This window comes from Sphingosinicella soli (assembly GCF_014199685.1).
Lineage (GTDB): Bacteria > Pseudomonadota > Alphaproteobacteria > Sphingomonadales > Sphingomonadaceae > Sphingosinicella > Sphingosinicella soli.
This window is the reverse complement of record NZ_JACHNZ010000012.1, coordinates 58,802-84,057: the sequence shown is the minus strand read 5'-3', so window position 1 is coordinate 84,057 and position 25,256 is coordinate 58,802. Positions and strand designations below refer to the sequence as shown.

Genomic DNA, 25,256 nt, shown 5'->3' with positions numbered 1-25,256 from the left:
GTCAAGTTTCAAATCTTGTGAGGCTGAACGGCAGTCGGCGCGGGCCGGGCTGCCATGTAAAGCGCACAGGCGATGATCGGCGCAGCGAAAACTGAATAGACGATGTGCCCAGCTCCTACTGTCGCAACGGCCAGCAGAACAGCGGGAAAATAACTCCCGCCCCGTCCTATCCGGAACAGCAATACCAAGAAGAGGCCATACCAGAGCAGGCCGGGCAGGCCTAGATTGTAGACAAGGTCGAGCGGATCGGACTCAATAAGGCCGTTACCGTTCGCTAAGATCGGCACGCCTTCCACGAGACTTTCGGGCCAGCGGAAAGGGTGATCCTCGATTCGCGCCGTGCGGCCCCCCGTCATCGCCGATAAGAGGCCTCTGTCAGCATACAGAAGGTAGAAAAAGGCCCAGCGGTGCCAGAGACCGGTGACGTAAACGATGATTGCGGCGGTGAGCACGCCGACCAGACCCAGCAACATAGACAGGACGCGACCCCTGCCGAAATACAAGATAATTAGCAACGCACCCAAGATCGTCGTCTTGCTTGAACTGATCAGAATGGCTGCAAGACAAAGCCAATAGAGGCCCTTGTAAGACAGCAGAGCCCGGCCCGGGCCCGCCGCGTCATGAGAAGCCTGACGTCGGCGAACCGCCAACCACCAAAAGAGCGCCAATAGGGCAGCGTTGATCTCATTGCCGGCGATCAGGAAGCCGTTGGTCTTAAGCGCGAAGCCCTCGCGGACTTCGCCATAGCGGATATGGCCGACGCCGAATAGGCCGCTGAGAAAGGACACTGCGATCACCAGAAGTGCAACGCAGAGATAGAGCTCGACGGCGCGCGGTCGAACCTTCTCCAAATAATCGATGAGGACGATGAACAGCAGCGCGACTGAGGCGGTCTTGCTCCATAGGTCGATAGTCGCGCCGCTGAAGCCCTGATAATATACAGGCAGAAGCGCCAGGAGAATCAAGGTCAGGAAAAGGATCAGCACCGCCAAGCTGATACGGCTATACATCAACATATAGCCGATGATCAGTATTTTGGCGACGGCTGCTGGCATAGAAAGCAAGCCTTCGACGAGCAGAGATGTCAGGCCGTTTAGCGCATCGAGCGTCAGAAGGAGGAGCAGCGGCGCGATTCCGTTCCTCACTGCGGGCCTAGGCCAAGTGGCTGGGCTGATGTCTTGCGCCACTGACTGGACTATCCTTTGATTCCCGAGCGTCCATAGCCATTATCGAAGCGGACGATATAGCCTTCTCCGAGATAGAGGTCTCACGGGGCCTCAGAGGTTTAGCGAATTTCGCGTTAATTCTCGCGCCAGCGTATACGTGGATTGGTTCGCATTAACCTCATCGTCAACAGATACACACGCGGCGGTACCTGAGAGAGGATCCAATGCGCTGTACGGCCAGCAGCGATTGGGCATGGTGTTGCCCCCCTCGAGCTCCAGCTCGATCGACAATAGTTCCTGACGCAAGACCGCCTCTGGCGGGCCACTAGGAAGCGGTACTCGTCGCCCACTATCACATGGGTGCCGCTTACGCAGCGGTTGCTTGGCACATAAAAGCACGCGCGGAGTTGGACAGGAAATGCTTGGAATAAGCGCTACGCCACGGCCACAGCCGCGTGCTAACATATAAGCTTCGCCGCCGGGAAGAGGCACATTGCGCTCCATTGATGCTGCAATAGTATGGCGCGTGGGTAACATTGGTATGCCTTGTGTCAAGCAAAGCGAGGAGTTTGCCCCTTGGGCGAAGCGCAGAGCCCGCCTGCATCATCGCATGGTCATGCTGGCGACGCGCCCATCAAGCCTCAGCACAACGTTCTCACCGGAAATTAAATCTGCAACGGCAATCCTAGTAGCGCGGAGGCCAAAGCGAGGATATTTGCCGCGCTGCTGCGCCAGAGATTCGCATGTAGTTAGGGACCATAAAAGGGGCGGTCGGGGGCGCAGTCCTTTTGAGCGTTTGGTCTTGGTGGAGCCGAGGGGGATCGAACCCCTGACCTCTACAATGCCATTGTAGCGCTCTCCCAGCTGAGCTACGGCCCCACACGTTGCTTGCGCGCCCGGTCTGGTCTCGGGCGGCGGGCATTTAGTTCAGAAGCCGCACGGTGCGCAAGCACCTTGTGCGGCTTCCCGTAAAAATCAGACGTCTTCGCCCGATTCCTTGGTCAGGGCGACTTCGCCGAGGTCGTCGTCGCCGCCCAGATCGTTTTCGTCGTCCGGGTTCACGTCGTCGTCGTCGACATCCACGTCCAGATCGTCCTCGTCGATCGCGTCTTCGTCGGCTGCAGGGGCGGCTTCCTTCTTCGCAACTTCGAAGGGCAGGGGCTGCTTCGACTTCAGGATCGGCTCAGGCGCCCACGGCGTCCCGCATTCGATGCAGGTGACGGGGTCGTCTGCGCCGAGATCGTAAAAGCGGGTGCTGCATTTCGGGCAGGTACGCTTCGTTCCCCATTCGGGCTTCACCAAGATATGTCTCCGGACGTTCGTATTTCGTACAGCGTATGTCGTGTAGCCGCTACCCAAGCGCACAAAAGGGGCGCCGCCAGGGGCGGATTCGCGGGCGGTGCCTTGCCATGCGCATGCGGCGCTGTCAAAACCTAATCGCGCCGGATGCCTCCGTGCGCGGCTGCCGGCGCGACGTCGTCGGCGTGCCGTAACCGTTTCCTCGAGGATGAAGGGGCCGACCGTTGTCAGCTTCCGTTACGCCCGTGCCGCTCTGCCTGAGCGCTACCGGGCCGCTTTCCGGCCGCGTGCGCGTGCCGGGCGACAAGTCCATCTCGCACCGCGCCCTGATGCTGGGGGCGCTTGCTGTCGGCGAGACGGTGATCGACGGCCTGCTGGAAGGCGAGGACGTTCATGCCACTGCCGCCGCGATGCGAGCCATGGGCGCGCAGGCGGAGCGGAGTGCGGAGGGGCGCTGGCACGTTCAGGGCGTCGGTGTCGGGGGACTCCTGCAGCCTCAGGGCGCGCTCGACATGGGCAATAGCGGCACCTCGACCCGGCTGCTTGCCGGGCTCGTCGCGTCGCATGCGATTCGCGCCACCTTCGTGGGGGATGCCTCGCTTTCGAAGCGCCCGATGCAGCGGATCATCACGCCGCTGTCGCAGATGGGCGCGCGGTTTTCCGGGAACGGAGACCGCCTGCCGATGACTGTGGATGGCGCCTCTCCGGCGCTGCCGATAGAATACCGCCTGCCGGTGGCCTCGGCGCAGGTGAAGTCCGCCGTGCTGCTTGCGGGGCTCAACACGCCGGGGATCACGCGGGTTATCGAAAGCGTGCCGACGCGCGACCATTCGGAGCGCATGCTGCGCGGCTTCGGGGCGCAGGTGACGGTGGAAACGCTGCCGGACGGCGCGCGGCGCATCTCGGTGCAGGGCGAGGCGGAGCTCAAACCGCAGCAGATCACCGTTCCGGGGGATATCTCCTCGGCCGCGTTCCCGCTCGTCGCGGCGCTCGTCGTTCCGGGAAGCGAGGTGGTGATCGAGAACGTCGGGCTCAATCCCACGCGCACGGGCATCCTGGATGCGCTTGCCATGCTCGGCCTCGAGGTGGCGATCGAAAGCCGGAGCGAGGCCGGGGGCGAGCCGGTCGGCGTGCTGCGCGTTCGCCATGCCTTGCTGAAGGGGGGAGAGGTCGATCCCGCGATCGCGCCGCTGATGATCGACGAATATCCGATACTCATGGTCGCCGCGGCGTTCGCCGAAGGGAAGACCGTGATGCGCGGGTTGGAGGAGTTGCGTGTCAAGGAATCGGACCGTCTCGCCGTCATGGCGGCGGGGCTTGTCGCGTGCGGCGTGCCGATCGAGGAGCTGGAAGACGGGATCGTCATTCAGGGCAGTGGGGGCGCTCCGGTGCCCGGCGGCGCGACCGTGGCCAGCCATCTCGATCATCGCATCGCGATGAGCTTCGCGGTGCTGGGGCTGAATGCGAAGGCGCCCGTGGTGGTGGACGACGCCCGCCCGATCTCCACCAGCTTTCCCGATTTCCTGCCGCTGATGGCGCGTCTGGGCGCCCTTCCGCGTTAGAAAAGATAAACCAGCGCGAATGCGGTTCCCGCAACGTAGGCTGTCAGGAAAAAGCGCAGGTCATTGATCAGGGTGGCCCTGGATACGCGTGCGCGCACCTGCACATAGTTTTGCTCGGGCCCCACGCGTGTTCTCCAAACGGCTGACTGTTAACGAAGGTTACCAATTCGTTAACGATTTGGAAGAGCAAAAATTTGCCGGCGTTGCCGCGCACGCGAATGCGAACGACTTGCAGAAGCGATACGTCTCTGCTAACCATTCTCATTATTGGCGTTGGGGATGGGTCCGGGTCCGATGATTCTTTGCGTGTGCAATGCCCTGCGGGAAAACGACGTCCGCGCTGCCGCCGGTCCGAAGGGGTGTCCCGTCGAAACCTACGCGCGGCTCGGCGCCCGTCCGCAATGCGGCCAGTGCCTCCCGCATGCCCGCCGCCTGCTCAAGGGCGGACGCGCCGCCTGAAGCGCCCGTTCAGCTATTGCGGGTGATAGTGCTTCGCATCATCCCAAGTCATTGTTGACGAACGATATTTTACGTGTGATTCATGCGTCGAGTTTTCTCACGAACAGCATGAAGGAGTCGCGCCATGAAGGGCGACAAGGATGTCATCAAGCACCTGAACGCGGCGCTCAAGAACGAGCTGACGGCGATCAACCAGTATTTCCTGCACTACCGGATGCTCGACAACTGGGGCGTCACGCGGCTCGCGAAGTACGAGTACGGCGAATCCATCGACGAGATGAAGCATGCCGACAAGCTCGCCCAGCGCATTCTGTTCCTGGATGGATTGCCGAACTTCCAGCTGCTCGGCCGGCTGCGCATCGGCGAATCGGTCGAGGAAGTGCTGAAGGCGGATCTGGAGCTTGAGCGCGAGGCGATTCCGCCGCTGCGCGATGCCATCCAGCACTGCGAGAAGGTGCGCGACTACATCAGCCGCGAGATGCTCGAAGATATCCTTGAAAGCGAGGAGGAGCATGTCGATTTCCTCGAAACGCAGCTTTCGCTGATCGAATCGATGGGCATCCAGAATTACATCCAGCTTCAGACCAAACCCGCCGAGGATTGATCCTCAGGCGGCGGGGCGTCGCACAGCGCATATTTCGCCTTGAAGCCGCCGGGCAATGCGCTCGGCGGCTTTTCCGTCTCCGATCCGCGTGGAGGCGATCGCCATGCGGCGGTGTGCGGCGCTGTCGTCCAGCAAGCGCGTTGCGGCGGCCAGGATGTCGTTTCGCGCGGTGTTCACGATGAGCGCCGTGCCTGCCTCCACCACTTCCGGCCGTTCGGTGAGCGCCCGCACCACGAGGGTCGGCACCCCGAGCGCAGAGGCTTCCTCCTGCACGCCGCCCGAATCCGTGATGACGAGATATGCGGCGGAGAGCGCGCTCACGAAGGCGGGGTAGGGCATCGGCGGAACCAGCCGGGCGGACAGGATCGCCTCAAGCGGCGCGTATGTGCCGGGCGCGCAGCCGGGATGGCGGGGCAGCAGCACATCGGTATCACCGCGCGCCGCGATTTCGGCGAGCGCTCCGATGATGCCGGGAAACGCGGTCTCGCGATTTTCCCGCCTGTGCAGCGTGGCAAGCACGAGGCGGCGGGGCCTCGGCGGGATCGCCGGCAAGGTTTCCACGGTTCGGTACAAGGCATCGACGACCGTGTTGCCCGTCACTTCGATCGCCGTGTCGGGAATGCCTTCGGCGCGAAGGTTGGCCTCGGCGCCGGGCGTGGGCGCGAAGTGCAGCGTCGCAAGCCGCGCGATCAGCGTGCGGTTCAATTCCTCGGGGTAGGGCTGGGCGAGGTCGAAGCTGCGCAGGCCCGCTTCGACATGCGCGACCGGAATTCCCGCCTGCCGCGCCGCGATGGCGCCTGCGAGCGCCGATGTCGTGTCGCCCTGCACGATCATCCATGCCGGCCGTTCCCGCGCGAGCAGCAGCGCAGCGGCGCCGACTGCGCGCTCGGTGAGTTCCGCAAGCGATTGCCCCGGGCGCATCAGCGCGAGGTTTACATCGGCGTCGATCCCGAAAAACGCCAGCGCCTCGCCCGCCATTTCGGGATGCTGGCCTGTCAGACACACGCAGACCGGCAGGGAAAGCGCGCGCAGCGCCAGCACCACCGGCGCGAGCTTGATCGCCTCGGGCCGCGTGCCGATAACGACCATGACCGCACCTGATGATGTCACGAAGGCCCCCGCCCGCTGTTCACATCGCGCTTCCCGGCACTATAGGAGCGGCATGACCGCGCCCAATGCAAATCGTTTCGACATCGTTATAGCCGTGGACGGCCCAGCCGCATCGGGGAAGGGGACGATCGCGCGCGCGCTCGCGGCGCATTTCGGCCTGCCGCACATGGATACAGGGAGCCTTTACCGTGCTGTCGGCCTCGCTGTGCTGCGCGCGGGGGGAGACCCGGCAGACGCGCCGCTCGCCGCCGGGTGCGCGCGTGCGCTCGACCTGTCCTTGCTCGATGATCCGGCACTGCGCGAATCGGCGACGGCGCGTGCGGCTTCGGTCGTTTCGGCGCATCCCGACGTGCGGGCCGCGCTCCTTGATCGCCAGCGCGCGTTCGCGCGGCAGCCGGGCGGCGCGGTGCTCGACGGGCGTGATATCGGCACGGTCATCGCGCCGGATGCCGACATCAAGATTTTCGTGACGGCGAACCTCGACGTCCGCGCGCGGCGGCGGCAGGCGGAAACGCCGGAGCGCGATCTGGCGCTGGTGCGCGCCAATCTTGCCGAACGTGACGCGCGCGATTCCGGGCGTGATGCGGCCCCGCTTCGGCAGGCGGAGGATGCGATCCTGCTCGACACTTCGGAGATGGACCGGGAGACGGCGATTGCCCGTGCTTTCGCGCTGGCCGAGGCGCGGCTTGCGGAAAACCCGGCTTTGCGATAGAGCGGCGCCGCTTTCGTGGTGGCAGCCTTCAGGATGCCGCCCATTTTCCGTATTCTGAAGGAAGCCGGAAAAGAGGCCAAACGCAAGGTTTTGCAGCGCAGGCTTTTGCAGGAGAGCGGACGGGCATGGGGCTCGAACGTCTTTCCAGACCGCCGGAAACAACCGGTCGGCCAGTAAACAGACATGAAGGAAAACTGAGACTTATGGCAACCAACCCCACGCCGAGCCGCGATGATTTCGCGGCGCTCCTCGAAGCGAGCCTCGGCGGCAGCGAATCTTTTGAAGGACGGGTCGTCACCGGCACCGTCACCGGAATCGAAAACGATATGGCCGTCATCGACGTCGGCCTGAAATCCGAAGGCCGCGTGCCGCTGCGCGAATTCGCAGCGCCCGGCGAAAAAGCCGAAATCAAGATCGGCGATCAGGTCGAAGTGTATGTCGACCGCGTCGAGAACGCCTATGGCGAGGCCATGCTGTCGCGCGACCGCGCGCGCCGTGAAGCCGCCTGGGACAAGCTCGAATCCGAATTCCAGGAAAACGCCCGCGTCGACGGCGTCATCTTCGGCCGCGTCAAGGGCGGTTTCACCGTCGATCTCGGCGGCGCAGTGGCGTTCCTTCCCGGCAGCCAGGTCGATATCCGCCCCGTGCGCGACGTCACCCCGCTGATGGGGATGCCGCAGCCGTTCCAGGTGCTGAAGATGGACCGCAAGCGCGGCAACATCGTCGTGTCGCGCCGCGCCGTGCTGGAAGAAACCCGCGCGGAACAGCGCTCGGGCCTCATCCAGACGCTCGCCGAAGGCCAGACGGTCGACGGCGTTGTCAAGAACATCACCGATTACGGTGCGTTCGTGGACCTCGGCGGCATCGACGGCCTGCTCCATGTCACCGACATGAGCTACAAGCGCGTCGGTCATCCGTCCGAAGTGCTCGGTATCGGCGACACGGTGAAGGTGCAGATCGTCCGCATCAACCGCGAGACGCAGCGCATTTCGCTCGGCATGAAGCAGCTCGAGTCCGATCCGTGGGAAGGCGCCGCCGCCAAGTACTCGGTCGGCCAGAAGGCTACGGGCCGCGTCACCAACATCACCGACTACGGCGCCTTCGTGGAGCTGGAAGCGGGGGTCGAGGGTCTCGTCCACGTCTCCGAAATGTCGTGGGTCAAGAAGAACGTGCATCCCGGCAAGATCGTTTCGACCAGCCAGGAAGTCGATGTCGTGGTGCTCGAGGTCGATGAGGACAAGCGCCGCATCAGCCTCGGCCTCAAGCAGGCGCAGCAGAACCCGTGGGAGGCGTTCGCGTCTCAGTATCCGGCGGGCAGCACCGTTGAGGGTGAAGTCAAGAACACCACCGAATTCGGCCTGTTCATCGGCCTCGACGGCGACGTCGACGGCATGGTCCACATGTCCGACATCGCGTGGGGCGTGAACGGCGAGGAAGCGCTGGAGCTTCACCACAAGGGCGAGACGGTGAAGGCCGTCGTGCTCGACGTGGATGTCGAGAAGGAGCGCATCTCGCTCGGCATGAAGCAGCTCGATTCTGCGGGCGGCGGCGGCGCGGCCGCTTCGTCCTCCTCTTCGGGCGGTGGCAGCAGCAGCGGCGGCGGCGTCAACAAGGGTGAAACCGTCACCTGCACCGTCGCGGCGATCGTGGACGGCGGCATCGAAGTCACGCTCGGCGACAGCGGCGCGACCGGCTTCATCCGTCGCGGCGATCTCAGCCGTGATCGCGACGAGCAGCGTCCGGAGCGTTTCCAGGTCGGCCAGAAGGTCGATGCGCAGGTGATCGGCTTCGACCGTTCGAAGAAGCCGAACCTGTCGATCAAGTCGCTCCAGATCTCCGAGGAGAAGGAGGCCGTGAAGCAGTACGGCTCCTCCGATTCGGGCGCGAGCCTCGGCGACATTCTGGGCGAAGCGCTGAACAAGGCCAAGGACGCGAAGAAGTAAGCTGACGCGCCCTGACAGCCGGTTTTGCGGCCCGTCAGTTCCGCTACTGACGGGCCGCTTGCTTTTTGTTAACCTGCTCAAGCTGTTGTATGATTTGTGCGTACCGAGTCGGGGGACAGTACACGGGGGTCGCACAGGGTGGTCCACGAAGCGTTTTGAACAAAAAATTGGGGCTGGAGAAACGGGGTGAGAGATGATTCGATCTGAACTCGTCGCAGCAGTCACGGAGATGAACCCGCATCTGTCGCAGCGGGATGTCGAACGTGTCGTATCGACCATTTTCGATTCGATCACGGAGGCGCTTTCCGAAGGACGCCGTGTGGAACTGCGCGGTTTCGGTGCGTTTTCCACGAGAGGTCGCGATCCGCGAACGGGGCGCAACCCCCGAACCGGAGAGAAAGTCGCCGTGGATGCGAAGCGTGTGCCCTACTTCAAGGCGGGCAAGGAACTGCGCGAGCGGCTCAACAAATAGCGTGGGAAAGAGCGCGGGCCGGGTGTTCGTGCCCGGTTGCAGCATCGGTGCTGGTATCGCGCGCGCCTGTCCGTTAAGCAGGGATCATGCGCATCGTCACGCTGATCTTCTACTTCCTGTTCGGCGCCCTGCTCGCGTGGTTCGCCGCGCGAAATTGGGATTTCGTCACCCTGAAGCTGTGGGGTGACTACGAGCTGGCGATCCGGCTTCCCGTTCTTCTGATTCTCATGTTCCTCGCTGGCGCGCTGCCGCTCGCGATCCTACGCTACACGAGCCGCTGGCACTGGTCGCGGCGGGTAAAGAAGCTCGAACGCGCGCTTGAGGAAACGCAGGCTCCGGCCCCCCCGACATTGGACACGGCCCCGCCGCCGCCTCTCGTCCCTCCGCTATGACGAACCCGGTTTATTGTGCGGTCGATACGGCCGACAAGGATCACGCGCGGGCGCTGGCCGCGCGGGTCGCGGGGCGTGTCGGGGGTATCAAGCTCGGCCTCGAATTCTTCATGGCGAACGGGCGCGAAGGGGTGGCTACAGTCGCGGGTGAGAGCGGCGTGCCCGTTTTCCTCGATCTGAAACTCCACGACATTCCGAACACCGTCGCCGGCGCTGTCCGCGCGCTTGCGGCCTGCCCCTACGACATCCTCACCGTCCACGCGGGCGGCGGCAGCGACATGATGCGCGCGGCGAAGGATGCGGCGCGGCCCGGCGCGAAGGTTGTGGGCGTCACCGTGCTGACCAGCATGGACGAATATGATCTTGCCGCCACCGGCGTGATCGGCACGCCCGCCGATCAGGTCCGCAGGCTGGCGGTGTTGGCGCAGGGCGCGGGCCTCGACGGCATCGTGTGCTCGGCGCACGAGGTCGCAGCGATGCGCGCGGCGTGGCCGGAGGGGGTCTTCATCGTCCCCGGCATCCGCCCGGCGGGCAGCGACATCGGCGACCAGAAGCGCGTGATGACGCCGCGCGAGGCGATGGCTGCGGGCGCGAGCATTCTCGTCGTCGGGCGGCCGATCACGGGCGCCGATGATCCCGGCGCGGCGGCGGACGCAATCTTTCAGAGCCTTTGCCAGAGCCTTTGAGCGTGACGCGCATCAAGATCTGCGGCGTGCGCGACCGTGCCGCGATCGAGGCCGCCGCTTCGGCGCGCGCCGATTATGTGGGCTTCGTGTTCTTTTCGAAAAGCCCGCGCGATCTTTCGCTTGATGAGGCGGCCGGGCTTGCCGGGGCGGTGCCCTCCGGCATTGCCCGCATCGGCCTGTTCGTGGATGCCGACGACGAGGCGATCGGCGCGGCGGTTCGTGCCGCGCGGCTCGATGGCGTGCAGCTTCACGGCAATGAAGGACCGGACCGCGCGGCGTCGGTGAAGGCGCGTTTCGGTGTGGAGGTCTGGAAAGCCGTGCCGGTCGCGACCCACGCCGATCTTGCCGCTGCACGGCGCTATGCAGGCATTGCCGATCGCATCCTCTTCGACGCCAAGACACCTCCGGGGGCGGCGCTTCCCGGCGGCATGGGCGTGCGCTTTGATTGGCGGCTGCTTGCGGGCTTCGATCCCGGCGCGCCGTGGGGCCTTGCGGGCGGACTTGACGCCTCGACAGTCGGCGAAGCCCTCGCTACGACGCAGGCGCCGCTCGTCGATGTATCGTCGGGGGTGGAGGATACGCTGGGCGTGAAGTCTCCGGCGAAGATCAGGGCGTTTTGCGAGGCGGTGCGCGCACGATGACGGTTCAGAACAGTCTGAGACAACAGCCCGACGAGCGCGGCCACTTCGGCGCGTTCGGCGGGCGCTATGTCGCCGAAACGCTGATGCCGCTGATCCTCGATCTCGAACGCGAATACCGCGCCGCGCAGATCGATCCGGCGTTCCGCGACGAGTTCAACTATCTGCTGAAGCACTATGTCGGCCGCCCGAGCCCGCTGTGGCTCGCGCAGCGGCTGACGGCGGAACTCGGCGGCGCAAAGATTTATCTGAAGCGCGAAGACCTCAATCACACCGGCGCGCACAAGATCAACAACTGCATCGGCCAGATTCTGCTCGCCCGGCGCATGGGCAAGACCAAGATCATCGCCGAAACCGGCGCGGGCCAGCACGGCGTCGCCACCGCGACGGTCGCGGCGCTGTTCGGCCTGCCCTGCACGATCTTCATGGGCGCGGTAGACGTCGCGCGCCAGCAGCCCAACGTGTTCCGCATGAAGCTGCTCGGCGCGGAAGTCGTCGCGGTGGACTCGGGCGCGAAGACGCTGAAGGACGCGATGAACGAGGCGCTGCGCCACTGGGTCGCGAACGTCCACGACACCTTCTACATCATCGGCACGGTGGCGGGGCCGCACCCCTATCCGGAGCTGGTGCGCGATTTCCAGTCGGTGATCGGCACCGAGGCGCGCGCGCAGATTCTGGAGGCGGAGGGCCGCCTGCCGGATATGCTGATCGCGCCGGTCGGCGGCGGATCGAACGCCATCGGGCTGTTTCACCCGTTCCTTGATGACACGGACGTCGAGATCGTCGGCGTCGAGGCGGCGGGCGAGGGGCTGGACGGCAAACACGCGGCGAGCCTCGCGGGCGGCGTGCCCGGCATCCTCCACGGCAACAAGACGTATCTGCTGCAGGACGAGGACGGCCAGATCACCGAGGCGCACTCGATCTCGGCGGGGCTCGATTATCCCGGCATCGGCCCGGAGCATGCGTGGCTGCACGACATCGGCCGCGTGCGCTATGAGCCCGTGACGGACGCCGAGGCACTCGCCAGTTTCCAGCGGCTGTGCAAGCTCGAAGGCATCATCCCCGCGCTCGAATCCGCGCACGCCATCGCGGCGGCGGAACGCATCGCGCCGACGCTGGGCAAGGACAAGATCATCATCGTCAACCTCTCCGGTCGCGGCGACAAGGACATCTTCACGGTGGCCGAGGCGCTGGGGGTGAAGCTGTGAGGGGTTTTTGTATGCCCCTCTCCCAACCCTGTCCCCGCCGGGGAGAGGGCTATGTCTTCCTCCCTCTCCCCCGCGGGGAGAGGGCCGGGGAGAGGGGGCTGCGCCGATGACTCGTCTCGCCACTGCCTTCGCCCGCGCCCGAGGCCGCGCCGCGCTCGTGACCTTCGTTACCGGCGGTGATCCGACACCCGCCGACACCGGCGCGATTCTCGACGCGCTCGTCGCGGGCGGGGCGGACGTCATCGAACTCGGCATGCCGTTCACCGACCCGATGGCGGACGGCCCGGCGATCCAGCGCGCGAACCTGCGTGCGCTCGGGGCGGGCACGACGACCGCCGACATCCTCGCCATCGCCAAGGCGTTCCGCGGGCGGCATCCGCAGGTGCCGCTGGTGCTGATGGGCTATGCGAACCCGATGCTTCGGCGCGGCGCGGAGTGGTTCGCCGCTGGTGCCGGGGATGCCGGGGTTGACGGCGTGATCGCGGTCGACCTGCCGCCGGAGGAGGACGGGGAGCTTGGCCCCGCGCTTCGCGCTGCCGGGCTGCACTTCATCCGGCTGGCGACGCCGACGACGGACGCCGCGCGTCTGCCTGCGGTGCTGGAGGGCGCAGGGGGTTTCCTTTATTATGTTTCGGTCGCGGGGATTACCGGGCTGCAGCAGGCGGCACAGGCCAGTATCGACAGCGCGGTCGCGCGGCTGAAGGCGGCGACCGATCTGCCTGTCGTGGTCGGCTTCGGCGTCCGCACGGCGGAGCAGGCCGCCGCGATCGGCCGCGTCGCGGACGGTGTTGTCGTCGGCTCGGCGATCGTCGATATCGTTGCGGCGCACGGCGCCGCCGCTGCGCCGCATGTGAAGGATTACGTGGCCGGGCTCGCCGCCGCGCTCGCCACTGCAAGGGAGAAGGCCGCATGAGCTGGCTCGAACGCATCCGCCCCGCGCTGAGTTTCCTCACCAAGAAGGAAACGCCCGACAATCTCTGGACGAAGTGCCGGGGCTGCGGCCAGATGAACTTCCACCGCGAACTGGTGGACAACATGAACGTCTGCCCGCGCTGCGATTTCCACGAGCGCATCGGCCCGAAGGAGCGCTTCAGGCAGATCTTCGACGGGGGCAATTACGAGCGGCTGGCGACCCCGTCCGTGACGGAAGACCCGCTCAAGTTCCGCGACCAGAAGAAATATACCGATCGCATCAAGGCCGCGCGCGCCGCAACCGGCGACCCCGAAGCGTTCGCGATCGCGGAAGGCCGGATCGAGGGCACCTCCGCCGTCGTGGGCGTGCAGAATTTCGCCTACATGGGCGGATCGATGGGCATGGGCGTCGGCGAGGCGTTCATCGCGGGAGCCGAAGCGGCGCTGAACAGCCGCGCGCCTTACGTGGTGTTCACGGCGGCAGGCGGCGCGCGCATGCAGGAAGGGCTTCTCAGCCTGATGCAGATGCCGCGCGCCACGGTGCTCACCTCGCTGCTGCGCGAGGCGGGGCTGCCGTATGTCGTCGTCATCACCGATCCGACGACGGGCGGCGTCACCGCGTCCTACGCGATGCTCGGCGACGTCCATATCGCGGAGCCGGGCGCGCTCATCGGCTTTGCGGGCCAGCGGGTCATCGAGCAGACGATCCGCGAAAAGCTGCCCGAAGGCTTCCAGCGCGCCGAATATCTGCACGAACACGGCATGGTCGACATGGTGGTGCACCGGAAGCGCCTGAAGGCGCAGCTCGGCAGCCTGCTCGGGGTGCTCACCCACGCGCCTGCGAAAGCCGCATGAGCCGGACAATGCCAATACCTGCCCCCTCCCTGGACAGGGAGGGGTTGGGGGAGGGTCGCTGGCACCGTCGCCGTGTTGACCCCCACCCCACCTCCCCCTGTCCAGGGGGAGGGGTGACGCTGCGCTGATGGCCACGGAGGGGGCGAGGTCTGACAATCCGGCACTTGACGCCCTGCTCGTCGAGGCGAAGGTGCTGCATCCCAATCTGATCGACCTGACGCTCGGTCGTGTCGAACGGCTGCTCGGCAAGCTCGGCAACCCGCACCACCATCTGCCGCCGGTGTTTCACGTGTCCGGCACCAACGGCAAGGGCTCGACGGCCGCGTTCCTGCGCGCCTGCCTGGAAGCGGCGGGCCACCGTGTCCACGTGTTCACCTCGCCGCATCTCGTGCGCTTCAACGAGCGCATTCGCCTTGCCGGAAGGCTCATCACCGATGCGCAGCTGATCGAGCTTCTCAGCGATGTCATCAGTGTCAACAACGGCGAACAGATCACGTTCTTCGAGCTGACGACCGCTGCGGCGTTCACCGCCTTTTCGCGGACCCCCGCAGACGCCTGCGTCATCGAGGTCGGGCTCGGCGGCACGTGGGACGCAACGAACGTGATCCCGACGGCGGCGATCTGCGGCATCGCGCAGCTCGGCCTCGATCATCAGCAGTTTCTGGGCAATTCCATCCTCGACATCGCGCGCGAAAAGGCGGGAATCGCGAAGAAGGGCGTGCCGCTCGTCACCTCGCGCTATCCGCAGACCGTGGCGGCGGCGATCGGCGAGGTGGCGGGGCCGAAGGGCGCGCGCATCATCGCGCGCGCGATCGACTGGGACGTGGGCATCTATCAGGGCCAGCTTCACTACCGCGACAGCGCGGCGAAACTGACGCTCGGCATGCCGCGCCTGCCCGGCGCGCACCAGATCGACAATGTCGGCCTCGCCGCCGCGATGCTTCGCCACCAGTCCGCGCTTGCCGTGCCCGACGCTGCGCTGCGCGCCGGGCCGGGCTGGGCGGAATGGCCCGCGCGGCTGCAGCGGCTGGAAAGCGGCCCGCTTGTGGCGCACCTGCCGCAGGGCAGCGAGCTCTGGCTCGACGGCGGCCACAACCCTTCCGCCGCGCGCGTGATCGTCGATGCCTTCCGCGCGCAGGATATCGCGGCGACGCCGTTTCACCTCGTGCTCGGCATGCTGCAGAGCAAGGACGCGGCGGCGTTCATCAAGGCCTTCGCGGGCCGCGTGACGGCGGTGCATACCGTTCCGATCCCGGAGCACGACTGCGTGCCTGCCGAAACGCTCGCGAAACTCGCCGGCGACGTCGGGCTCCCCGCGACGCCCGCCGCGTCGGTCGACGAGGCGCTGCGCCGCATCGGCCACGCCGCCGACCGCAAGGCGCCCCCCGTGGTGCTGATCGCAGGCTCGCTCTACCTTGCGGGCGACGTGCTCAAGATCAACGGGCCTCTGCCGAGCTAGTTTCCGCCTTCTCCGTCCCCGCCGTGCCGATCGAGGCGTCGATCAGCCCCGCGCGCATCATCAGCCAGAAGAGGAGGATGCCGGGAACGGCGATGACGGTTGTGAACAGGTAATAGTTCACATAGCCGAACGTCTCGATCAGCGCGCCCGCGGTGGTGCCTGTCATGAAGCGGCCGACGATGCTGGCGAAGGCGGAGATGAGCGCATACTGCGCCGCCGTGAAGCGAAGATCGGTGAGCGCCGAGAAGTAGGCGACGACGCAGACGCCGCCGATGCCGCTCGCGAAATTTTCAAATCCGATGGCAAGCGCCATGCCGATATTGCTGTGCCCCACGGCGGCAAGCGCCGCGAAGCTGAAGTTTGAAACCGCCATCAGGATCAGGCTGAGCAGCACCGAGCGTTTGAGGCCCAGCTTCGCATAGAGCACGCCGCCCACGAAGATGCCTGCGAGCAGCGCCCAGAAGCCGACGCCGACATCGTAGATGGCGATTTCCGTGTTCGTGTAGCCGAGATCTTCGAACAGAAGGCGGAGCGTAAGGTTCGCCAGCGTGTCGCCGATCTTGTGGAGCAGGATGAACAGCAGCACCAGCCACGCGCCGCTGCGCTGCAGGAACTCCGCGAACGGGCCGATGATCGCGGTGCCGAGTGTCTTCAGCGTCTTTCGCGCGGCGACGTCCTTATGGCGCGCGGGTTCGCCCATCACGAGCGCGGTGAACGCGGCGGGAAGCGCGAAGACCGCGCAAAGCATGTATGCGGTGCCCCAGCCGAGATTCCACTGCATGGGATCGGCCGCGACGAGCGCGAGCGCGCCTGCGCCCGCCGCGCCGATGCGCCAGCCGTATTGCGACATGCCCGCGCCGACGCCGAGCTGGCGCGGTTCCAGCAGTTCGATGCGATAGGCGTCGATCACGATATCGAACGTCGCGCCCGCGACGCCCACGAAAATCGCGGCGAGCGCGACGGCCACGATATCCGCCTGCGGGTCCATAAGCCCGAGATTGACGACCGAAACGATGACGAGCGCCGCCGTGAACAGCATCCACGAAACGCGCTGGCCGAGCCGGCCGAGCAGCGGCAGGCGGATGCCCTCGACCACCCAGGCCCAGAGGAACTTGAAGTTATAGGCGAGGAACACGAGCGCGAAGGTGGTGACGCTTTTCTTGTCGATACCGTCCTGCGCGAGGCGCGTGGTCAGCGTCGCGCCGATCATCGCATAGGGAAAGCCCGACGACATGCCGAGGAACAGCGCGGCGAGCGGCGCGGATTCGAAATAGGGGCGGACACCTGCGGGAAGACGGTCCCGAACCGATGCGAATGTGCCCGCCAATGCCTGCTCCTTCATGCTGACCGGGTGCGTGTGTAAGCGAGAAATCGCCGCGCGGGAATCTCCCGCGTTTGCGCTAGGTGCCGGAATGCCGCGCGTTGCGGTAAACTGCCGGATATGGACGCTCTTTCACCCCCGTGCCGCCCGACGCCCGGCCAGCTTGCGCTGGCGCGCGCGGTGGCCGAAGGCGGCGGCATGCAGGAGGCGCGCACGGCGACCGTGCCCGCCGCTGTCTATACCGACGACGCCCGGTTCGCGCTGGAACGCGCGCGGCTCTTCGCGCGGCTTCCCGTGGCGGTCGCGGTGTCGGCGCTGCTGCCCGAGGCGAACATGGCGGCGGTGCACGACGGCTTCGGCGTGCCGCTGCTCCTCGCGCGCGACGGCAAGGGCGCGGTGCGCGTGTTCCTGAACGTCTGCCGCCACCGGGGCACGCGGCTGATGGACGGGGCGAAGGTGCAGAAGGCGCCGCGCATCGTCTGCCCCTATCATGCGTGGTCTTACGGATCGGACGGGCGTCTGGCGGGCGTGCCGCGCGCCGATACGTTTCCGGGGCTGGACACGGCGGAGCGCGGGCTTTTCGAACTGCCCTCGCGCGAGGCGGGCGGCATCATCTGGGTAGGTCTGGAACGCGAACGCGCGTACGATTTTTCGTATGTCGAGGGGCCGCTCGCCGCCGATTTCGACGCGCTCGGGCTTGGGGAGATGTATCTCTACAACCGCCGCACGCACGATGTGCCCGCGAACTGGAAGCTCATCATGGATGCGTTCCTTGAAAGCTACCATGTGCAGCGGCTGCACGCGAAAACGATCGCGCCGTTTTTCGTGGACGGCATCACGGCGGGCGACACCATCGGCCCGCACGCGCGATCCGCCGTGGCGCGCGCAGACTATCTCGCGAAGGTGGATATGGAGGGCTGGGCGGCGCTGCGCCGCGTCGTCACCTATGCCTATCAGCTCGTGCCCGGTACGGTGCTGGTGTTCTCGCCCGACTATGTGAACCTGATGACGCTGATGCCGCAGGCGGCGGGACGCACGCTTGTGGAAGACTTCATGCTGATCCCCGAAAAGCCCGCGACCGCGAAGGCCGAGGATCACTGGCGGCGATCCTGGGAGCTGCTCGACGGCGGCGTGTTCGGCACCGAGGATTTCGGCGCCGCCGCGCGCGGCCAGCAGGGGCTGGAAAGCGGCGCGGTGTCGGACCTGATGCTCGGCAGCCTCGAACTCGGCATCCGCCGCTTTCACGATACGGTGGAAAGCCTCATCGCATAGGTTCGGGCGCGGCGAGCGGCGGATCGGTTTCGCCCTTCGACACGACGACGGCGGCGGCAAGATCGCCGGTGACGTTCAGCGTCGTGCGGCACATGTCGAGGAAGCGGTCGACGCCGAGGATGAGCCCAATGCCTTCGGGCGGCACGCCGACCATGCCGAGGATGAGCGCCACGACAGGCAGCGAACCCGCAGGCACGCCCGCCGTGCCGATGCCGCCGAGGATGCACACCAGCATCACGACGAACTGCTGGCCGAGCGACAGCTCGACACCGAAAAACTGCGCGAGGAACAGCACGGTGACGCCCTCGAACAGCGCGGTGCCGTTCTGGTTTGCCGTCGCGCCGATTGTGAGCACGAAGCGCGAGACGCGGCGCGGCAGCATCAGCTTGGTTTCCGCAACGCGCAGCGCCGTGGGCAGCGTGGCGTTCGACGAGGCGGTGGAGAACGCCATGACGATCGCCTCTTCCGATCCCTTGAAGAAGCGCACCGGCGACATGCCGCCGAGATATTTCACGGCGAGCGAATAGACGACGACCATGTGGATACCGAGCGCCAGCACGACGACGCCCACGTAAGAGGCGAGGCGCGCCAGCAGATCCCAGCCGAAGAGCGCCGCGAGGTTGAACATGAAGCAGGCGACGGCATAAGGCGCGAGGCGGATGACGATGTTGATGAGCGTCATCGTGACGTCGAACAAGCCTTCGATCGCGCCCTTCAGCCGCTCGGTTCCCGGCGTGTTCGCGATGACGAGGCCGATGCCGAACATCAGCGCGAAGAGCATCACGGCAAGGATGTCGTTGTCGGCCGCCGCGCGGATGACGTTCGAGGGCACGATATTGAGCAGCGCATCCATGCCCGAAGGCGCGGTGCGCGAGGTGTTGACGATGGCCGACGCGCCCTCGCTCGCTTCGGCGAGCAGGCGCTGCGCGAGCGCGGGATCGATGCCGTCGCCGGGGCGCAGCAGGTTCACCAGCACAAGCCCGATGACGACCGCGATGGCGGACACGCCGACCGTATAGGCAAGCGTTTTCCAGCCGATGCGGCCGAGCGAGCGGATGTCGCCCATCTCCGCGACGCCGAGCACCAGCGCCGAAAACAGCAGCGGGATGACCAGCATGAACAGCAGGCGCAGGAACAGCTGGCCGATCGGGCCAGTTACGTAAGTTGTGACGGTCTGCACCCACGCGGCGTCCGCGCCCGCGGTGAAATGCACGACAAGCCCCGCGATGAGACCGAACGCGAACCCGATCAGCATTTTCACATGTAACGGCATCAACTGCTCCCTCTGCCCGGGCCGCGACGATAGACGAGCGGTTTGGGGATGGAAATGCGTTCAGGCGTCGGCGGCGGATAGCCTTCGGATATGGCCTCAGCTCACCGGCGCGCGGCGGCGGTAGCTGAGCGCTTCGGCGATGTGAATGCGCTTCACGCTCTCCGCGCCCGCAAGGTCCGCGAGCGTGCGGGCGACGCGCAGCACGCGGTGGTAGCCGCGCGCGGTGAGGCGCATCGATTCGGCGGCCTGCATCAGCAGCTGGCGGCCGGGCTCGTCGGGTGTTGCCGCGTCTTCGAGGAGCTTGCCGTCGGCCTCCGCATTGGTGCGGACGCCGTGCGCTTCGTAGCGCGCGGTCTGCAGCGCGCGGGCGGCGGCGACGCGGGCGGCGACCTCGGCCGAGCCCTCGGCGGGCGGCGGCAGCGCAAGGTCGGCAGCGGAAACGGGCTCGACCTCGACATGGAGGTCGATGCGATCGAGCAGGGGGCCCGAGAGTTTGGACTGATAATCGGCGGCGCATCTGGGCGCGCGGGCGCAGGCGAGCGCGGGGTCGCTCAGATGCCCGCAGCGGCAGGGGTTCATCGCGGCGATCAGTTGCACGCGCGCGGGGTAGGTGACGTGAAGCGCGGCGCGCGCGATGCTGACCTCGCCGGTTTCGAGCGGCTGGCGCAGCGAATCGAGCACCTGGCGCTGGAACTCGGGCAGCTCGTCGAGGAACAGCACGCCGAGATGCGCGAGGCTGACCTCGCCGGGCCGCGCCTTGGTGCCGCCGCCGACGAGCGCCGCCATCGAGGCCGAATGGTGCGGCGCGCGAAACGGGCGCGCGCGGATCAGCTTGCCGCCGTCGAGCGCGCCCGCGACCGACGAGACCATCGACACTTCAAGCGCCTCACGCGGGGAAAGCGGCGGCAATATGCCCGGCAGCGCGGCGGCGAGCAGCGACTTGCCCGCGCCCGGCGGGCCGGACATCAGCAGGTTGTGCCCGCCAGCCGCCGCGATTTCGAGCGCGCGCTTGGCGGTTTCCTGGCCCTTCACGGCGGCAAGATCGGGCGCATGGCGGGTCTCTTCGGCAACGGATGCCGTGGGCGGGGTGAGAAGCTGCGTGCCTTTCAGATGGTTGAGAAGGCTGAGAAGATCGGGCGCGGCGAGCACGTCGCAGCCTGCCCACGCCGCCTCGCCGCCCTGCACGGCGGGGCAGATGAGGCCGAGTTCGTTCGAGGAGGCGTGAAGCGCGGCGAGCAGCACGCCGGGCACCGGGCTCACCCGCCCGTCGAGCGCGAGTTCACCGACCGCCGCGTAGCCCGCGAGGGCTTCGAGATCGACGACGCCCATCGCCGCGAGCAGGCCGAGCGCGATGGGCAGATCGTAGTGGCTGCCTTCCTTGGGCAGGTCGGCGGGGGAGAGGTTGACCGTGATGCGCTGGAACGGAAGCGCGAGGCCGATGGCGGAGAGCGTCGCGCGCACGCGCTCCTGGCTTTCGGCGACCGCCTTGTCGGGCAGGCCGACGATGGTGAATTTGGTGCCGCCGCGCGCGATCTGCACCTGCACATCGACGCTGCGCGCTTCAAGCCCGATAAACGCGACTGTCTGTACGCGCGCAACCATGAACCGCATCCCCCGTTGATGCTGTGAAACAAAGCATCGGAACAGCGGTACTGTGCGCCAACACCATCGTCAAACCCTTGGGGATACGGCCTCTTTTTCGACACGCGGCAGGCGCATCGTGCGCTGCAACGACGATTCGCGCATCCTCGGGGACTACGCTTGACCACGCCCGCTTTATCCGCTCGCAAACCGCGACGGCCGCGTTCGCTCGCGCGCCGGGGCGCGGAGATCACGGCAGGCGTGATGCTGCTGATTCTCTCGCCCATCATCGGCGGGCCGCTGATCCCCGGGCCGTTCGGCTTCATCGGCTCGGCGATCGGCCTTGCGCTCGTGCTGCGGAACTCGCACTGGGCGCGCAAGCGCTACGTGGCGTTCAAGCGGCGCCATCCCAAGGTCGCGCACTGGGTGGACATGGGACTTCGGCGCCGCAAGCGACCGCGCCCCGAGTAGGCATTTCGATGCTTTTCGTTGACTTCGAGTGCGTGCCTGCCTATGCGCTCGCCCGAAGGTTTCGGCCGCGATTGCGCGTGCACGCGTGCGCGGCCGTTTTTATTGATTCGATTCGCAAGAAGGCATGTCCGATGAAGCGCACCTATCAACCGAGCAAGCTCGTCCGCAAACGGCGTCACGGCTTCCGCACGCGCTCGGCGACGCCGGGTGGCCGCAAGGTTCTGGCGGCCCGCCGCGCGCGCGGCCGCAAGCGGCTGTCGGCGTAGCTTCGAAGCTGGAGCGGCTCCGTGCGCGGCGCGATTTTCTCGCCGCGAACAAAGGACGCCGCGCTGTGACCGACGGCTTCATCCTGCTGGCCCGCGACCGCGCCGATGAGGGCGCCGTGCGCGTGGGCTTCACCGTCACCAAGAAGATCGGCAATGCGGTCGTCCGCAATCGCCTGAAACGCCGCCTGCGCGCGCTTGTTTCCGAATCGATGCCCACGCTTGCGTCTCCCGCGCACGATTATGTGCTGATCGGCCGTGCGCCGGGTCTGACGCGCGCCTATGTGGACATGGCCGCCGATCTGGAACGCGCCGTGCGGAAGCTCGTGCGATGATCGGCCGCATCATGATTCTGATCGCGCGCGGCTGGCAGCTGAGCTTTTCTGCAATCCTGCCGCCGACGTGCCGGTTCGCGCCGTCGTGTTCGGCCTATGCGATCGAGGCGATCGAGCGCCACGGCGCCATCAAGGGTGGCGCGCTCGCGCTTCGTCGGATATTGCGCTGCCATCCGTGGGGCGGTTCGGGGTTCGATCCCGTTTCCGGCCCCGAAACGATAACGAAGTCGAGGCCCTGCTGCGGGCCGCAAGAAGGTGGGCGAGCTTGAGCGATAATCGCAACATGTTCCTGGCGATCCTGTTGTCGATCGTCGTGCTGTTCGGCTGGGCCGCCGTGTCGGAGCGCTTCTTCCCGACGCCCGAATCGAACGAACCCGTCAGCACCGCGCAGCAGAGCGACCCTGCGGCGCCTGTCGCGGATGCCCCGGCGGTTCTGCGCGAGCGGGCGGACGTGATCGCCGAAGGCGCCCGCGTCGCGATCCGCACGCCCGCGCTTTCAGGGTCGATCAATCTCGCCGGTGCGCGCATCGACGACCTGTTGCTGCTGCGCCATGACGAGACGCTGGCGAAGGATTCGCGCAACGTGCGCCTGTTCTCGCCGTCGGGAACGCAGGGCGCCTATTTCGCGGAGTTCGGCTGGACGGGATCGGCAGACCTGCCCGGCGCCGAAACGGCGTGGACCGCGAGCGCGCCGACGCTGACGCCCGAACAGCCGGTGACGCTGTCGTGGACCAATACGCTCGGCCAGACCTTCCAGATCGTGCTGTCGGTGGACAGGGATTATCTGTTCACCGCGAAGCAGAGCATCGTGAACCGGGGCGATCAGGCGCTCGTCGCGCGGCCTTACGGCCTTGTCGCGCGCGTCGGCACCGGGCCGGACCAGAGCACGTTCAACGCGCACACCGGCCCGATCGGCGTGTTCGGCGGCAAGACCGACTACGACAATAATTACGACGACATCGACGAAGCGCCCGGTCAGCAGATCGATTTCCGTTCGAAGGGCGGCTGGATCGGCTTCACCGACAAATACTGGCTTTCCGCGCTGATCCCCGCGAACGATGCGACGTTCGACGCGAACTTCCGCAGCGGCGGCGACCAGCGCTATCAGGCCGGCATTCGCGGCGAGCCGCTCGCGGTGGGCCCGGGCCAGACCGCGGTCACGACAACGCGCCTGTTCGCGGGCGCGAAGGAAGTGGACATTCTCGATCGCTATCAGGACGGTCTCGGCGTTCCCCGTCTCGGCAGCGCGATCGATTGGGGCTGGTTCGAGGTGATCGCAAAGCCGATCTTCCACCTGCTCGACTGGCTGTTCGAAAAGGTCGGCAACCTCGGCGTCGCCATCATCTGCCTCACCATCCTCATCCGCTTCGTGCTGTTCCCGATCGCGAACAAGCAATACGCCTCAATGGCGAAGATGCGTCAGGTGCAGCCGAAGATGAAGGCGCTGCAGGAGCGTTACAAGGACGACAAGCTGAAGCTGCAGCAGGAGATGATGGAGCTTTACAAGAAGGAGAAGGTGAATCCGCTCGCGGGCTGCCTGCCGATCCTTCTCCAGATTCCGATCTTCTACGCGCTCTACAAGACGCTGTTCCTCGTCATCGATATGCGTCACCAGCCGTTCTACCTGTGGATCAAGGATCTTTCCGCGCCCGATCCGCTGACGCCGGTGAACCTGTTCGGCCTGCTGCCGTTCACGCCGCCGCCCTACATCGGCATCGGCATCCTGCCGATCCTGCTCGGCATCACCATGTGGATTCAGCAGAAGCTCAATCCGCAGCCGCTCGACGAGATCCAGCAGAAGGTGTTCGCCATCCTGCCGTGGATGTTCATGATTATCATGGCGCCCTTCGCCGCGGGTCTGCAACTCTACTGGACGGTGAACAACATCATTTCGATCGCGCAGCAGTGGGTGCTCATCAAGAAGCATCCGGTGGCCGCGCCGGAGCCTGAAAAAGCGAAATGACCGGCATCAGCCCCCGCGAGGCGAACCGGCTGTTCACCGGGCCGATCGCCTTCGTGAAATCGGCGCCCACGATGGAAGACCTGCCCCTGGCGAACCTGCCGGAGGTGGCGTTCGCCGGACGTTCCAATGTCGGCAAATCCTCGCTGCTGAACGCGCTGACGGCGCGCAAGGGCATGGCGCGCACGTCGAACACGCCGGGGCGCACGCAGCTTCTGAACATCTTCGATGTCGGCGAGCCCGCCGAACTGCGCCTCGTCGACATGCCCGGCTACGGCTATGCCGAGGCGCCCAAGAAGATGGTGGATGCGTGGAAGCGCGCGGTGTTCGATTATCTGCGCGGGCGCGCCAACCTGAAGCGCGTGCTGCTGCTGATCGACAGCCGCCGGGGCGTCGGCCCGGTCGATGAAGACGTGATGGACATGCTCGACAGCGCCGCCGTCTCCTATCAGATCGTGCTCACCAAGACCGACAAGGTGAAGGAGAGCTGGGTCGCCAAGCTGCGGGAGGATCTTCCGGCGCTGCTCAAGCGGCACCCGGCGTCGTTCCCCAGCCTGCTCGCGACCAGTTCCGAAAAGAACCAGGGCATCGACGAGCTGCGCGTCGCAGTGCTCGCCGCCGCGAAGGACGAGGCCGGCGTGTGAAGCTGGTTATCGGCAACAAGCGTTATTCCTCGTGGTCGCTGCGCGGCTGGCTTGCCGCGAAACAGTCCAGGCTCGCCTTCGACGAAATCGTGATCCCGATGGATACGCCCGCCTTCACCGCCGCGAAGGCCGATGCCTCGCTGATGCCCTCGGGCAAGGTGCCGGTGCTGTGGGACGGCGACACGGCGGTGTGGGAAAGCCTTGCGATCATCGAATGGCTCGCCGACCGCACGGGTCGCGACCGGTTCTGGCCGAAGGACGACGCGGCGCGGGGACTCGCGCGCGCGATCGCGGCGGAGATGCACGCGGGTTTCGTGGACCTGCGCAGGCACTGCCCGATGAACACCGGACGCACCTATCCGTCGTTCGCGCTGACGCCCGAGGTGGAGCGCGACATCGGCCGGATCGATGCGCTGTGGCGCGAGGCGCTGCACGGTTTCGGCGGCGAGGGCGGCCCGTTTCTGTTCGGCGCGTTCGGCGCGGCGGACATCATGTACGCCCCCGTCGTCACGCGCTTCCGCACCTACGACGTGCCGCTTTCCGAAACGGCGGAGGTCTATGTGAACGCCGTTCTCGCGCACCCGTTCATGCAGGAATGGTATGCGGGCGCGGAGGCCGAGGACTGGCGGCTGGACCGGATCGAGTTCTGATCGCTGTTT

The 25,256-nt window shown here is 66.1% G+C and carries 26 protein-coding genes, 1 tRNA gene and 1 pseudogene; 21 read left to right on the top strand and 7 right to left on the bottom strand.

Annotation, left to right across the window (positions count from 1 at the left end; all coding sequences use genetic code 11):
- Positions 1–8 precede the first annotated feature (8 nt).
- The 3 genes from GGQ98_RS06855 to GGQ98_RS06845 form a co-directional block, all read right to left on the bottom strand.
- Positions 9–1,187: a hypothetical protein gene (locus GGQ98_RS06855; RefSeq protein WP_184067012.1), complete on the bottom strand. Its 1,179-nt coding sequence runs from the start codon at positions 1,185–1,187 to the stop codon at positions 9–11.
- Between the two features lie 782 nt (positions 1,188–1,969).
- Positions 1,970–2,045 (bottom strand) — tRNA-Ala (locus GGQ98_RS06850).
- Positions 2,046–2,141: 96 nt separating this feature from the next.
- Entirely contained in the window at positions 2,142–2,468 is a 327-nt protein-coding gene (locus tag GGQ98_RS06845) for a TIGR02300 family protein (RefSeq protein WP_184067010.1), read from the bottom strand.
- A 221-nt stretch (positions 2,469–2,689) separates the two neighbouring features.
- Between GGQ98_RS06845 and aroA the strand changes: the two genes are divergently transcribed.
- Positions 2,690–4,027: a 3-phosphoshikimate 1-carboxyvinyltransferase gene (aroA, locus tag GGQ98_RS06840; protein ID WP_184067007.1), complete on the top strand. Its 1,338-nt coding sequence runs from the start codon at positions 2,690–2,692 to the stop codon at positions 4,025–4,027.
- Between the two features lie 583 nt (positions 4,028–4,610).
- Entirely contained in the window at positions 4,611–5,090 is a 480-nt protein-coding gene (gene bfr, locus GGQ98_RS06830; protein ID WP_184067004.1) for a bacterioferritin, read from the top strand.
- A 3-nt stretch (positions 5,091–5,093) separates the two neighbouring features.
- On the opposite strand, the gene wecB is transcribed toward bfr, so the two are convergent.
- Positions 5,094–6,200: a non-hydrolyzing UDP-N-acetylglucosamine 2-epimerase gene (gene wecB, locus GGQ98_RS06825; protein ID WP_341534154.1), complete on the bottom strand. Its 1,107-nt coding sequence runs from the start codon at positions 6,198–6,200 to the stop codon at positions 5,094–5,096.
- A gap of 82 nt (positions 6,201–6,282) precedes the next feature.
- Here wecB and cmk point away from each other — a divergent pair, with 82 nt between their 5' ends.
- The 11 genes from cmk (at position 6,283) to GGQ98_RS06770 (ending at position 15,477) form a co-directional block, all read left to right on the top strand.
- Positions 6,283–6,912: a (d)CMP kinase gene (cmk, locus tag GGQ98_RS06820; protein WP_184067051.1), complete on the top strand. Its 630-nt coding sequence runs from the start codon at positions 6,283–6,285 to the stop codon at positions 6,910–6,912.
- Positions 6,913–6,927: 15 nt separating this feature from the next.
- The gene (locus tag GGQ98_RS06815; RefSeq protein WP_184067001.1) at positions 6,928–7,089 is read left to right on the top strand and encodes a hypothetical protein; all 162 of its coding nucleotides are present in this window, start codon (positions 6,928–6,930) and stop codon (positions 7,087–7,089) included.
- Between the two features lie 26 nt (positions 7,090–7,115).
- Positions 7,116–8,855, top strand: coding sequence for a 30S ribosomal protein S1 (rpsA, locus tag GGQ98_RS06810; protein ID WP_184066998.1), 1,740 nt, complete (start codon positions 7,116–7,118; stop codon positions 8,853–8,855).
- A 193-nt stretch (positions 8,856–9,048) separates the two neighbouring features.
- On the top strand, positions 9,049–9,327 hold the full coding sequence (locus GGQ98_RS06805; protein WP_184066995.1) for an integration host factor subunit beta: 279 nt from the start codon (positions 9,049–9,051) through the stop codon (positions 9,325–9,327).
- Positions 9,328–9,413: 86 nt separating this feature from the next.
- Positions 9,414–9,719, top strand: coding sequence for a hypothetical protein (locus tag GGQ98_RS06800; protein ID WP_184066992.1), 306 nt, complete (start codon positions 9,414–9,416; stop codon positions 9,717–9,719).
- A complete protein-coding gene (gene pyrF, locus GGQ98_RS06795; protein ID WP_184066990.1) occupies positions 9,716–10,405 on the top strand; it encodes an orotidine-5'-phosphate decarboxylase in 690 nt (229 codons plus the stop codon). The genes GGQ98_RS06800 and pyrF overlap by 4 nt, the downstream gene beginning before the upstream one ends.
- Entirely contained in the window at positions 10,402–11,046 is a 645-nt protein-coding gene (locus GGQ98_RS06790) for a phosphoribosylanthranilate isomerase (RefSeq protein WP_184066988.1), read from the top strand. Before pyrF ends, GGQ98_RS06790 begins: the two co-directional genes overlap by 4 nt.
- Positions 11,043–12,251 (top strand): tryptophan synthase subunit beta, encoded by a 1,209-nt coding sequence (gene trpB, locus GGQ98_RS06785; protein WP_184066986.1) that lies wholly within the window; start codon positions 11,043–11,045, stop codon positions 12,249–12,251. Before GGQ98_RS06790 ends, trpB begins: the two co-directional genes overlap by 4 nt.
- A 106-nt stretch (positions 12,252–12,357) precedes the next feature.
- Positions 12,358–13,164: a tryptophan synthase subunit alpha gene (gene trpA / locus GGQ98_RS06780; RefSeq protein WP_184066984.1), complete on the top strand. Its 807-nt coding sequence runs from the start codon at positions 12,358–12,360 to the stop codon at positions 13,162–13,164.
- Positions 13,161–14,018: an acetyl-CoA carboxylase, carboxyltransferase subunit beta gene (accD, locus tag GGQ98_RS06775; protein ID WP_184066981.1), complete on the top strand. Its 858-nt coding sequence runs from the start codon at positions 13,161–13,163 to the stop codon at positions 14,016–14,018. The genes trpA and accD overlap by 4 nt, the downstream gene beginning before the upstream one ends.
- Before the next feature lie 127 nt (positions 14,019–14,145).
- A complete protein-coding gene (locus GGQ98_RS06770; protein WP_184066978.1) occupies positions 14,146–15,477 on the top strand; it encodes a bifunctional folylpolyglutamate synthase/dihydrofolate synthase in 1,332 nt (443 codons plus the stop codon).
- Here the strand turns inward: GGQ98_RS06770 and GGQ98_RS06765 are convergent.
- The gene (locus GGQ98_RS06765) at positions 15,455–16,804 is read right to left on the bottom strand and encodes an AmpG family muropeptide MFS transporter (RefSeq protein ID WP_243451740.1); all 1,350 of its coding nucleotides are present in this window, start codon (positions 16,802–16,804) and stop codon (positions 15,455–15,457) included. The two genes, GGQ98_RS06770 and GGQ98_RS06765, sit on opposite strands and share 23 nt — an antisense overlap.
- A gap of 114 nt (positions 16,805–16,918) precedes the next feature.
- On the opposite strand from GGQ98_RS06765, the gene GGQ98_RS06760 reads away from it, so the two are divergent.
- Positions 16,919–18,070, top strand: coding sequence for an aromatic ring-hydroxylating oxygenase subunit alpha (locus GGQ98_RS06760; protein ID WP_184066972.1), 1,152 nt, complete (start codon positions 16,919–16,921; stop codon positions 18,068–18,070).
- Here the strand turns inward: GGQ98_RS06760 and GGQ98_RS06755 are convergent.
- Positions 18,060–19,343, bottom strand: coding sequence for a dicarboxylate/amino acid:cation symporter (locus GGQ98_RS06755; RefSeq protein ID WP_184066969.1), 1,284 nt, complete (start codon positions 19,341–19,343; stop codon positions 18,060–18,062). The two genes, GGQ98_RS06760 and GGQ98_RS06755, sit on opposite strands and share 11 nt — an antisense overlap.
- Positions 19,344–19,439: 96 nt before the next feature.
- On the bottom strand, positions 19,440–20,945 hold the full coding sequence (locus tag GGQ98_RS06750) for a YifB family Mg chelatase-like AAA ATPase (protein ID WP_184066966.1): 1,506 nt from the start codon (positions 20,943–20,945) through the stop codon (positions 19,440–19,442).
- A gap of 240 nt (positions 20,946–21,185) precedes the next feature.
- On the opposite strand from GGQ98_RS06750, the gene GGQ98_RS06745 reads away from it, so the two are divergent.
- The 7 genes and pseudogenes from GGQ98_RS06745 (at position 21,186) to GGQ98_RS06715 (ending at position 25,247) form a co-directional block, all read left to right on the top strand.
- The gene (locus tag GGQ98_RS06745) at positions 21,186–21,395 is read left to right on the top strand and encodes a hypothetical protein (protein ID WP_424141352.1); all 210 of its coding nucleotides are present in this window, start codon (positions 21,186–21,188) and stop codon (positions 21,393–21,395) included.
- A gap of 131 nt (positions 21,396–21,526) precedes the next feature.
- Positions 21,527–21,661: a 50S ribosomal protein L34 gene (gene rpmH / locus GGQ98_RS06740; RefSeq protein WP_121049614.1), complete on the top strand. Its 135-nt coding sequence runs from the start codon at positions 21,527–21,529 to the stop codon at positions 21,659–21,661.
- An 8-nt stretch (positions 21,662–21,669) separates the two neighbouring features.
- A complete protein-coding gene (rnpA, locus tag GGQ98_RS06735) occupies positions 21,670–21,993 on the top strand; it encodes a ribonuclease P protein component (RefSeq protein WP_184067045.1) in 324 nt (107 codons plus the stop codon).
- Positions 21,990–22,196, top strand: a pseudogene (gene yidD, locus GGQ98_RS06730) (membrane protein insertion efficiency factor YidD); the annotation flags it as partial. The gene rnpA and the pseudogene yidD, both read left to right, overlap by 4 nt.
- Positions 22,197–22,258: 62 nt before the next feature.
- On the top strand, positions 22,259–23,956 hold the full coding sequence (gene yidC, locus GGQ98_RS06725; RefSeq protein ID WP_184066961.1) for a membrane protein insertase YidC: 1,698 nt from the start codon (positions 22,259–22,261) through the stop codon (positions 23,954–23,956).
- The gene (yihA, locus tag GGQ98_RS06720; protein WP_184066958.1) at positions 23,953–24,597 is read left to right on the top strand and encodes a ribosome biogenesis GTP-binding protein YihA/YsxC; all 645 of its coding nucleotides are present in this window, start codon (positions 23,953–23,955) and stop codon (positions 24,595–24,597) included. Before yidC ends, yihA begins: the two co-directional genes overlap by 4 nt.
- On the top strand, positions 24,594–25,247 hold the full coding sequence (locus tag GGQ98_RS06715) for a glutathione S-transferase N-terminal domain-containing protein (protein ID WP_184066955.1): 654 nt from the start codon (positions 24,594–24,596) through the stop codon (positions 25,245–25,247). The genes yihA and GGQ98_RS06715 overlap by 4 nt, the downstream gene beginning before the upstream one ends.
- The last annotated feature ends 9 nt before the right edge of the window (positions 25,248–25,256 follow it).